The following is a 7,844-nucleotide window of genomic DNA, read 5'->3' on the forward strand; positions in this document are numbered from 1 at the left end:
TCCATATGGCATCATTTAATGAGTTTCAGGACATTTGGCAATGATGCGTGATGGAGCATTAGATAACTCTCCAGCCGACATCTTCGAACCTGCTTTCTCGGACGGAAATTGCCAGATCAAGCACAACGCACCGGACAAAAATATCAATACTAGACAGTCGGGGCGGTTGGGGAGCTAGTTGCAAGCGATCTGACTATGCGTATTGTCTACGAAACAAGAGCTTGGGGGCCGACTTGAAAATCAATAATTCTGGCCGTGGGCTTCATGAGCGCGAAGTGCGTGGGGTTAGCGCGCTGACAAGCCTGCCGCCTGAGTGGTTCGCCTACACAAACCTCGACCTCGCCACGACCACCGGTCACAGCCGCGAAATCGACGTAATCATAGTGGCGGAGGATCGCATCCTGGTCATCGACCTCAAGGAATGGAGGGGGCCGATCGATAGCCGCGACGGGCACTGGTTTAACGACAGCCGGGATCATGGACCGTCGCCTGTAGGAAAGATCCTCTCCAACGCCAGAACGATTTACACGCAGCTTGAGACTCACCTTCGTAAGTACACCAAAGACAAGAACGTCGTGGTTCCGAAGGTGCAGGGGTTGGTGGTCCTCACGACGAATGCCGACTTCAGCGGTATATCGGAGACCGAACGAATGGCGGTTGTGCCGGTTACCACGCTGGTGCCTGCGTTGAAGTCCTTCCACAAGCGGATAGAACTACTAGGCAAGGCCAGTCCGGCCGGCAACCTCACGTCGCCCGAATGGAAGGCTCAGCTTTCCAAGTTCTTCAACGTCAGCAAGGGCGTTTTTGTGCCGGGGCGAAGAACCTACGGTGGATACTATGCAACTTCCACTGACTCGGTGTTCGAACATCCGGAGGGGGTTTATGCCGAGTTCGAAGCCAGTGATGAGCGTCCATCTCCGACTCTCGGCGTGCTTCGCTTGTGGGATTTCACCAAGGCGCAGCCACACTTTCAGACTGAGCAGGGACGAAGCGAGATCGCGGGCCGCGAGCAGGAGGTGGTGGCATACCTTCAGGATCGCTGCGATCAGTGTGACGCAGTGCTCGTCGACGGCAAGGTACGGGACCCTGAGTTTGGCGTCCGATACTGGGAGGTGTATGATCGTCGCCGTCGCCTTCTGCGGCTGAACGACTTCGCAACCAACGAGTTAAGCGACCTCAGCAGGTCTGATCGCATCGAGCTCGCGAGGCAGCTGCTGACATCGGTGGACGCACTGCACCTTGCGGGCGCTGCTCATCTCGATCTCGGGCAACATAGTGTCTGGGTCCAGCGCCCATCTACGGTCAAGCTGTCGCACCTGATGGCCGCCAGCTATCCAGACGTCCGTTCCCTCGGGGAGTCACGCTTCCAGTTCCTTGCGACTGGAAAGTTGCCCGAGGACCTATTCGACGTTCCTTCCTCGCCAACGCGCCGTGACGTTTTCCTCGCTGCATCGGCCGTCCACCGCCTGCTCTTCAATGTGCCTCCCTCCGCCAACTCCGGGTTCTCGGAGTGGGATAGCGGTGCTGATGCGGAAGGCGAGTTTCTCGAACTCCACGGCTGGTTGGGGATCGCTCTATCGGCGGACCCAGCGGTCAGATTCGCCAACGCTGGTGAGGCCCTGAGCGCGTTCAACGCGGCGGTCGCGGTGCGGCCGACTCCGGCGGAGGTGATCGAGGGGCTCGAGCGACATCGCGGTTCGATCAAGACCCAGCTCGATCTCTTCATGACTTACCCGCCGCAGCAGCCACTTCGTGACGACGACGCCCGCGCAATGTGGCGGACCAGCAAAGATGGCCGCGAATTGCTCGTGAAGGTCTGGAAGCGGGCCTCTTGGGGAGATCAGCAGAAGGAGGGGCCGCGAATCCTCGACTTCCTCGATAGGGTGGCAGAGATTGCTGCCGGCGATCTTGGTGGCTGCGCTCCGATCGTTGGCGCGATGTGGTTGGGCGATGCCATCGTCATGATTCAGGAATGGATTGATCGTCCGGATTTGGCCAGCCTGATCGACGGAGCCTCCGGCCACCTAGACCGGCCAGCAAGGCTTTCGCTGGTTGCCAGCCTTTGCTCGCGCGTTGAGGAGCTTCACACGCTCAGGCTAGCGCATGGGGACCTAAAGCCAGCTAACATCTTGGTCGACCCTACCCGCCCAGAGGATCCAGTCCTCATAGACTTGCTCGACTTCTCCAGCGCATCAGACGGTGAACGGATATCCTCGGCCTATGTACCAGAGTCGGGCGGCCGCTTCGAGCGCGACTGCTTCGCCGTCACCGTGATCGCTGAGCAGTTGTTCGCCGACGACGAGTGTTCCGTCGCCGGCCGTGCGCGATTGGCTATCAACAAGATCAGGATGGACGAGCCAGCGAATGCTACGCTCATGCCGCTCCTCGACGCGCTATCGGCGTCGGAGCCGGAAGCACGCGAGGCGGAGCCGTTGCGTGTCTTCAGTCCCCACGTTGCGGCGGGAAGAATGCTTGCCGACGAAGGACGATATTATCTCCGAATGCCCCCGCGCAAGCGGATGCTCGTCTTGCGCGGCGCCTGCGAGGAGCTAGAGATCAGGCTAGACGTCGCAGGCAAGCCGATTCGGATTGAGCGGCGCGATATCGAACAGTCGCGCATCCGCCGGGTTGAGCGGCACGAGTTCGGTTCCTTTGAAGGCAGCATCGTGGTGGAGGATGGCGCCGTGACGGATGTCACTGCGCTCCTGCCTGTTCTCGAACGGGATGACGTCGTAAAGGCCGTGACGGAGGCTATCGGCCAGATAACGCAGGAACAGGACGCTGTAGAACAAGATCCGATCGAGGATGCCGATGAGTCCTCCCCATCGACGGAGGACGGTGTGGTCTCGTCCGAGCCTCCCGAGGACGACCTGATTGAGGCCATTGCGGCTCAGTCTCACCCAAGCGGCAAGGTCGACGTCGCGCGCCTATGGAAGCTGCTAGTTGATGCCGAACGGGAGCTGATCACTTACGGCCATGTCTCAGAGGACAGCGTCTACGAACGCTCCAGCAACCGGCACAAAGTCCAATTCGATCTTCATAGCGGCTCACTCGATTACAATCGCCGAGATCGCGTCTTGGTCGAGCGCGAAGATCGACGCGGCAACTGGCGACCGATCGGACAGCTGGATCTCCAAAGGTCCAAGCCAGACCATCTCTTCATTGAGAGCTTCCGAGCCGAGCAGAGCAACGGCGCTGCACTCACCGAAGAGGGGGACGAGCTGCGCTTCCGGAGCCGAATGGAAGAGACCAGTCTGGATCGCCGGCAGGCGGCAGTAACGCGGATCGTGGGTAGACAGTCGCGAACCAGAAACCTCATCGACATCTTCGATCCGAGGACGGGCGCGACCCCGTTTCGCCTCACCGAGGCATACAGGACCGAGTCGCTCAAGGAGCAATATGCGCTGAACGATCTGCAGGCGCAGGCGCTAGCGTCGGTCCTAGGGACGCGTCCGTTGGCGCTCGTTCAAGGGCCTCCGGGAACCGGCAAGACCGTCTTCATCGCGGCGCTTGTGCATGCGGCGCTTACACTGGGGCTCGCACGGAACGTTCTGCTTGCGAGCCAGGCGCACGAGGCGGTCAACAACGCGGCTGAAGCCGTGCTCAAGCTGTTCGCAAACGCCGGCGAAGTTCCTAGCATCCTGCGCGTCGGAAACGAAGGCGTCGTGTCAGATCGATTGCTACCCTTCCATGTCGAGAGGGTTGAGCAGCTACAGAAGGATCGGTTTAGGGCCGAGATGAGAGAGCGGCTGGCTATCGCAGCGCAAGGATTGGGCATTCCGGATTCGCTCCGCGATGCACTCGTGCACGTCGAGTTGGCAATCCGGCCGGTCGCCACCAAGCTCGTTTCGCTGAGTGGTGATGACGGAACTCAGCGCCGCGCGGAAGCTCTCTGGGATACGATCGAGCAGCAGATAGGGTCGCTTGAGCTGGGAGGGACTGTCGATAGAGCGACGCCAGCAGAAAGTATTCTTCCCGCCGTCGTAGATGCATGCTTGAAGGCAGTTCCTCTTGATATCAGGCCGAGCGCGGATAAGGTCGCCAGATTCCAGGCGGTCGCGGCTTTAGCGCGCGACTTCGTTGGAACGGTTTCGACTGAGCAACGCAGCCTCGAGACATTTCTTGCTGGCACACGGCAGATCGTCGCAGGCACGTGCGTCGGTCTCGGCCGCTCGGCTTTAGGTCTCACCTCAACACCGTTCGACCTCGTGATTGTTGACGAGGCGGCGCGTTGTACTGCCAGTGAGCTTGCGGTTCCGATCCAGGCGGGAGCTTGGGTTGTACTCGTCGGAGATCACAAACAACTCGAGCCGCAGCACCCGGAATCGGTGGTCGAAGAGGTATCGGACAGGCTTGATACGAGCGTCGCTGAGGTGGCGCGAAGCGATTTCGAACGCGTCTTCGAGACCGCCTACGGACGCGCCGCCGGTCATACTCTCCAGCGGCAGTACCGAATGCTGCCCCCGATCGGAAAGATCGTCTCGGACGCGTTTTACGACGGCCACTTGGAACATGGACGCACAAAGCCCATGATTGATGCGGATGTCATTCCAGACGAACTCGTGACGCCAGTGACCTGGTTCAACACAGCGTCTTACGGGAAGCGCGCCCGTCAGTCCGACCGCAACCATCGAGGGAGCCTAACGAATACGGTAGAGGCCGATGTGATCGTGCAGATGCTCAGACGTTGGAGCGAATGCACGGGTTTCATCGGCTGGCTTGAGCAGCCGTCGGCGCACGCGCACGCCATCGGCATCATTTGCGCATATGCCGCGCAACGTGACCTATTGAAGAGGAAGATCGCCATGGCTGCGATCCATCCATCGCTCCAAGCCGCGTTGAAGGTCGATACGATCGACAGCTACCAAGGCAAGGAGAATCCGATTGTGATCGTCTCCCTCGTACGGAACAACTGGGACGGCGCTCAGAGGGACGGCATCGGCACGATCCGCCCCGGATTCCTCGCCAAGCAGAATCGCATCAACGTCGCCATCAGTCGCGCGATGGACCGGTTGGTGGTCGTTGGAAGCCTTTCGCGCTGGGAGGCGGATGGACCGATGGATCGGATAGCAAGCGCGTTCGAGCGCAACCTCGAATCGGGTGATGCGGCTGAGATCGACGCGCTGGTCTTTCTTGAGGGAGAAGAGCAGACCTCCGGCACGAGCCGTCCTGACGACAATATTCTGGATACCGTGGCATGACCGACATTAAGCGAGGGAAGCTGACCGTTCGCCCGGTCCGCGAGGGCCTCATTGACGAGATTGAGGACCGCCCGCTGCAGCTGGCTACGATTGACGTGACCCTCCCGTGCCGTCAGTTCGCCGTTGAACACAAGATCGCCGACGTCGGGAAAGTGTCGGTGACAGCCGAGTTCTTACTTCGCTTCATCCGCTCGATGGGAAATTGCACCGAGGATGCCGCGCAGGCCTTCTTTGGCTACACCCGTCGTGAGATGGCGTATGTACTGCACGAAGTCGAGGACGCCGACTACGTCACACGCAGCGATGGACGCATCAGCCTGACCGCGACAGGGCAGGGACTGTTCCGGCCAGGTGTGGAGGAACCACTGATTTACGAGGTGGAGCGAAAGTCTGCCAGGGTCGCTTTCGACCTGCTGTCGCTGGCTCCTGCAGAGCGCCGCTTTTTAAGCTACTTCGATCAGAGCCTTCCGGAGCTGCCGCTTACGGACCCTAATCAAGTCAGCACCGCAACGGAGCGAGTTCCCAACTCGTTCCGGCGCTTCTTCAGGGAGTTTGCTCCGAAAGTTGACCCGAACGCGACGGCAAGGCGGTCGCTCTATTCTATCGACGCCGTTTCAGCAGAGGAGCGATTCTCGACTGTCGTACGCGTGCATCTCGTGTCAACGGGCCTCAAGCCATCCGCAGCGGAGATCGACCTGTCGGAGTGGAAATCGGACTATGACCTTTCCGACCGCGAAGCAGTCGGCCGCGCGGTGGCACAACTTGTCGACACGCTGTCGATCCACCGGCGTGCGGACGACACCGAGGCTTATAAGCTCCTGCTACGGCTTGCGCCGGAATATCTGAAGGAGTGGACGCGGCAGGACGGTCTGAGCATCCAGCGCTACTACAGAAACGCATTTACTAACCTTGGCGATGTGCGTATCGATCGCAAGACGACTCCGATCGTGGGCAGCCTCTTCACGCTCGAGAATGCGCGGCGTCTCGTGGAGGTAGCAAACTACGGGTTCCGTCGGGCCCAGCGCGGCGCTTCCGCGCTCTATTGGGTCGTGCCGCAAGCGCCCTTATGGGGCAGTAGTGGCATACTACCGGAAGTCGTGGAGCGCTTCCGGGACCGTATCGTGCGCACGAACGAGGAACTTACCGCCCGCCGCCCCGTGGATACGGTAAGCTTCAGCGCGGGACGACCAGACCGCTGGATCCAAGAGGCCTTCGAGAAGTGCTGTGAGACCGACAAGAAGGTGTTCCCCGGCGGGTTCGAGATGCTTCTGGTGCCTGGCGCATTCATGGCGGCCACGGTCCATGCGCCGATCGGCCAGGCCTCCGGGCTCGCCGTGCCTCTCGGCTTCGCGAGTTTCGACGAGAAGATCGTTGCGAGGGCGATGACACTGCTTGAAGAGAACGCCGCCGCATTCAAGTTGCCTGAGCGACTCGTTTATGATCTCGAGGCCACAGAGCCGCCAACGACTGCGGAGCCCAGCGGCACCAGCGGAGAATAAGGCTTGGCGGGAGGTGCGCTCTGCGCCGGCCCATCAGAAGATGTCCTCAATTTCAGGCACCGATTTGCCGGACCTCTGTAAGCGAGGTCTGACGGCCGCCTTGCACGGCGCCCATTCGCGGGGATGATTGCCGCTCTTTGAGCGGGGTGGCCGGTGTCGGACGAGATTGAGGATTCAGCGAGCGGCGCAGCGACTGCTCAGTAAGCGCTGTTCTCAGCCCACGTAGATCCAGGGCATGAGTTCATGAACGCGATTGGCCCGGTAGCCGTTGGCGAGCGCGGTCAGCGTCTGGTTCAGCCAGTCATGCGGATTGATGCCGCCCAGCTTGCAGTTTTCGATGAGCGTGGCGATGACCGCCCAGTTATCGCCGCCCTCGTCGGAACCGGCGAAGAGGGCATTCTTTCGATTCAAAGCCAAGGGGCGGATTGATCGCTCGACGGTGTTGGTGTCGAGTTCGATCCGACCATCGTCGATGAAGCGAACGAGTCCGTCCCAGCGCGTTGTCGCATAGCGGATGGCTTCGGACAGCTTGCTCTTGGCGCTGATCTGGCGGAGCCGGGCGTCCAGATAGAGCCTGAGATCCGCGACGATGATGCGGCTGCATTCGACGCGCTGGATGCGGCGCTGTTCAGCAGAGTAGCCGCGCACCTCATCCTCGATGGCATAGAGCATGGCGATCCGACGCAGGATCTCGGTCGCGACCGGGGAACTGGCGGCAAGATCATAGAATTTGCGCCGGACATGTGACCAACAGAAGGCGAGGCTGAGTTGCTGTCCGCGGCGTTTGGCAAGCGCTGTGTATCCGCCATAGCCGTCGACTTGCAGGATGCCTGCAAAATCTCCGAGATGGGTGTCGGGCCGTTCGGCTTTCCGGTCTGCCGCATAGACATAGGCGACCATCGGCGGACCTACGCCACCCCATGGCCGATCATCGCGGGCATAGGCCCATAGCTGGCCAGTCTTCGTCCTTCCGCGCCCCGGGTCAAGCACCGGCGCAGCGGTCTCGTCGGCGAACAGCCGCTCTGATCGGCGCATGCGCGGCGACAAACAGGATGAGAACGCAGCGACAATCAAGATGAGAATCGGCTGCTGGTGTGGCGACGAAGGGAGGAGGGCGTAGCCCGAAGCCCGTACGCGCCACACC

At 60.6% G+C, this 7,844-nt stretch carries 2 protein-coding genes and 1 pseudogene; 2 read left to right on the forward strand and 1 reads right to left on the reverse strand.

Features of this window, described 5'->3' with window-relative positions:
- Nucleotides 1-233 precede the first annotated feature (233 nt).
- A complete protein-coding gene (locus SKA58_RS14110; RefSeq protein WP_156784217.1) occupies nt 234-5,201 on the forward strand; it encodes an AAA domain-containing protein in 4,968 nt (1,655 codons plus the stop codon).
- Nucleotides 5,198-6,700: a hypothetical protein gene (locus SKA58_RS14115; RefSeq protein WP_009823140.1), complete on the forward strand. Its 1,503-nt coding sequence runs from the start codon at nt 5,198-5,200 to the stop codon at nt 6,698-6,700. Before SKA58_RS14110 ends, SKA58_RS14115 begins: the two co-directional genes overlap by 4 nt.
- Before the next feature lie 213 nt (nt 6,701-6,913).
- Here SKA58_RS14115 and tnpC read toward each other — a convergent pair.
- A pseudogene (gene tnpC / locus SKA58_RS14120) lies at nt 6,914-7,735 on the reverse strand (IS66 family transposase); the annotation flags it as partial.
- Nucleotides 7,736-7,844 lie beyond the last annotated feature (109 nt).

Source organism: Sphingomonas sp. SKA58 (assembly GCF_000153545.1).
Classification (GTDB): domain Bacteria; phylum Pseudomonadota; class Alphaproteobacteria; order Sphingomonadales; family Sphingomonadaceae; genus Sphingobium; species Sphingobium soli.

Bases quoted from the DNA above. Each gene is read 5' to 3' on its own strand.
- SKA58_RS14115 (WP_009823140.1), top strand. From the start codon at position 5,198: ATGACCGACATTAAGCGAGGGAAGCTGACCGTTCGCCCGGTCCGCGAG.